The sequence below is a fragment of the Bacillus sanguinis genome, from assembly GCF_018332475.1.
Classification (GTDB): domain Bacteria; phylum Bacillota; class Bacilli; order Bacillales; family Bacillaceae_G; genus Bacillus_A; species Bacillus_A sanguinis.
In genome coordinates, this window is sequence record NZ_BOQB01000464.1 from 1 (window position 1) to 2,373 (window position 2,373).

A 2,373-nucleotide genomic window follows, 5' to 3' on the forward strand; every position below is an offset into this window, starting at 1 on the left:
AAATGAACCTACCTTTTCAACTGAACAAATATAGAAAATGTCAAAAGAGGTCGTACAAAACTTACGACCTCTTTTGACGTTTTAAAGGAATTGTCCCGCCTTCTAGCAAATACAATTACACTAACAATAAAAATTAGGAGTGTGACACCATGAAAAAAATTGGAACTATGCTACTTTTCTTCTTTCTCATCGCTGGATGCACACAAGCGCAGCCTGATTCAGAAGCACCTAAAAAAGAAGCTATCGCCACGTCATCCACCCAAGTTAATGCACCTTCCTTCTTTCATCTTAGCGTTTTAAAAGATGTAAATTGGGAAGAAACACCCTCCTTCATACAAGAAAAAACACCTTTAAAAGGTATCGAAGAAAAAATCGCAATGGCTGATAGCCCCATTATCGCAAATGAAAAAAATGAAACGATGTGGTACTTTTTAGACCCTGAAATGCCAACTGGTAAGCTATCTATCATCGCACTAAAACAAGGATCAGTAACTCCAACACCAGTACTCTTTCAACAAGAAACTTCCAAAACAACTTGGACTACTTCAAATACAATTGATTCTACTACAGACGAACTCCCGCTTACTATGTCGCTACCTTCCTCTGGATTATGGGTATTAAATATATATGTGAATGAAAAATATTATGATCAGTTTGTAGTTACTGCTGAGTAAAGTGACAAAACTAAAACACTTTCTTACAACAATGTAATTTCTACGTCATATACTTCGATAGTTTAAGTATCTCTCTTCTCTTATACTTAAAATAAGAAATGACACGAGGAGAGATGAGAGATGAAAAAAATGATAGAAGTGATCGTAGCAGTAACTGAGGTTTTAGTAAATGGTAAACAAGTTGCAATGGAATTAAATAAATAGTGAAGAAACATAAATAAATAATTTTATACTTCTTCATTATTTTGATTTCTTATCTCAAAAAAGCAGTGCCTTTTTAGGCACTGCTTTTCGCTATTAATAACTTGGTATTTTCATAATTTGTGCCACACTTGAATCAATGGCTGCTTTCGCTACAGCTTCTGCAACACTTGGAACAACTCTTTTATCTAACGGATTCGGGATTACATAATTCGCATTACGTTCTTCGTCCGTAATGATGTTAGCGATCCCATATGCTGCCGCTAATTTCATCTCTTCTGTAATATCAGTCGCGCGCACATCTAACGCACCACGGAATATCCCTGGGAACGCCAATACATTATTTACTTGATTCGCATAATCCGAGCGCCCGGTTCCTACTACAGCTGCCCCAGCCTCTAATGCATCCTCAGGGAAGATTTCTGGAATTGGATTCGCCATAGCAAACACAATTGCTTTCTCATTCATCGTTTGTACAAGTTCTTTCGTTAATACGTTAGGAGCAGATACGCCAATAAAAATATCCGCTTGATGAATTGCTTCTTTTAACGTTCCACGCACATATTCTCGATTTGTCTTTTTTGAAACTTCAATTTGCGCTTCGTTCATCCATGATTCACCTTCACAAACAATACCTTCTAAGCTAACTAACGTAATGTGCTTTGCACCAGCCTTTAATAATAAATTTCCAATTGCAATCCCTGCCGAACCCGCACCGTTAATAACAATTTTCACATTATCCATTTGTTTGCTAACAACTTTTAATGCATTAATAACAGCTGCTAATACGACAATAGCTGTTCCATGTTGATCATCATGGAATATAGGAATATTTGTTTCTGCTTTTAATCGCTTTTCAATTTCAAAACAACGTGGTGCCGCAATATCTTCTAAGTTAATTCCTGCAAACGTAGGCTCTAAATTTTTCACAAGGGTAACGATTTCATCCACATCAGTCGTACCTAAACATAACGGAAAAGCATCTACATTCGCAAATTTCTTAAATAAAATACTCTTCCCTTCCATAACAGGCATAGCTGCTTTCGGTCCAATATTCCCTAAGCCAAGTACCGCTGTTCCATCTGAGACAACTGCCACCATATTACCGCGTGCTGTATAGTCATACACTGTTTCTTCATCTGCTGCAATTGCTTTGCAAGACTCCGCTACACCTGGTGTATATGTCAGACTTAAATCATCCGCTGAATTTACTTCTACTTTACTTGTAATCTCAATTTTCCCTACTAATTCTTTATGCAATAACAATGATCTCTCATTAATTTGATTTTCTAACATACTTATAATCTCCCCTTAATTTGACAAGCTAGCTATATGAATATAGCTAGCTTGTTTGATCATGAAAACATTTTTAATAAGATTGTCGCTGTTACAACCATTGCTGCCCCGCCTAAACGAGTCGAAATTTGCGCGAATGGCATTAATTCCATTCGATTTGAAGCTGATAAAATAGCAACATCTCCAGTTCCACCTAAACCAC

General features: G+C 36.8%; 3 protein-coding genes. 1 reads left to right on the plus strand and 2 read right to left on the minus strand.

Annotated elements, in window-relative coordinates; translation table 11 throughout:
* Window positions 1–149: 149 nt before the first annotated feature.
* Window positions 150–674 carry a DUF4871 domain-containing protein gene (locus KI369_RS27685; RefSeq protein ID WP_212958827.1) on the plus strand — a complete coding sequence of 175 codons (525 nt, stop codon included), beginning with the start codon at window positions 150–152 and terminating at the stop codon, window positions 672–674.
* Between the two features lie 297 nt (window positions 675–971).
* On the opposite strand, the gene KI369_RS27690 is transcribed toward KI369_RS27685, so the two are convergent.
* Window positions 972–2,171: an NAD(P)-dependent malic enzyme gene (locus KI369_RS27690; RefSeq protein ID WP_212958829.1), complete on the minus strand. Its 1,200-nt coding sequence runs from the start codon at window positions 2,169–2,171 to the stop codon at window positions 972–974.
* Between the two features lie 59 nt (window positions 2,172–2,230).
* The coding region (locus KI369_RS27695; protein WP_208752769.1) for a 2-hydroxycarboxylate transporter family protein at window positions 2,231–2,373 on the minus strand (143 nt) is incomplete at its 5' end.

Excerpts from the sequence above, each read along its gene's own strand:
- KI369_RS27685 (WP_212958827.1), top strand. The coding sequence starts at position 150 with ATGAAAAAAATTGGAACTATGCTACTTTTCTTCTTTCTCATCGCTGGA.
- KI369_RS27690 (WP_212958829.1), bottom strand. The coding sequence starts at position 2,171 with ATGTTAGAAAATCAAATTAATGAGAGATCATTGTTATTGCATAAAGAA.